This window comes from Paraburkholderia sp. SIMBA_053 (assembly GCF_046534895.1).
Lineage (GTDB): Bacteria > Pseudomonadota > Gammaproteobacteria > Burkholderiales > Burkholderiaceae > Paraburkholderia > Paraburkholderia caledonica.
Map to the genome: position 1 here is coordinate 1 of NZ_JAWRXU010000082.1, position 515 is coordinate 515.

General features: G+C 65.2%; 1 protein-coding gene. It reads right to left on the minus strand.

Annotated elements, in window-relative coordinates:
• Nucleotides 1-125: 125 nt before the first annotated feature.
• The coding region (locus SB753_RS34650; RefSeq protein ID WP_410804547.1) for a transposase at nucleotides 126-515 on the minus strand (390 nt) is incomplete at its 5' end.

The following is a 515-nucleotide window of genomic DNA, read 5'->3' on the forward strand; positions in this document are numbered from 1 at the left end:
CGCCTGGGGGGTGTTCGAGTTCGCCCGCTGCCGGTCTGACCTGTCGCTATCCTTGCCTTTGCGTCCTGGGTTACGAAGTCACGCTTTTAGGTGACGCTGCGAATTTACCTGTTCATGCTGTTGTCCTACAGTGGCCGGCGCGGTGTTGAGACATGCGAGGGATCGAAGCGCTCGCCCTTGGCCAGAATCGCCCACAGGATGCGCGCGTGCTTGTTGGCGACGGCCACCAGCGTTCGATACCAGCCCACGCGTGCCTGGAGCTGAACGATCCAGCGCGAGAGCCGGTCGGTTCGTCGATGGGCGCTCGTGACGGCCGAGCGCGCGCCTTGGAACAGCAGCGTGCGCAGATACGTGTTGCCCTGTTTGGTGATGCGGCCCAGCCGGGTCTTGCCGCCGCTGCTCGCTTGTTTGGGCATCGTGCCGAGCCAGGCGGCAAATTGGCGTCCGTTCTTGAACAGGTGAGCGTCGCCGACGGTGGCCACCGCGGCCGACGCGGTGAGCGGCCCGATGCGGAT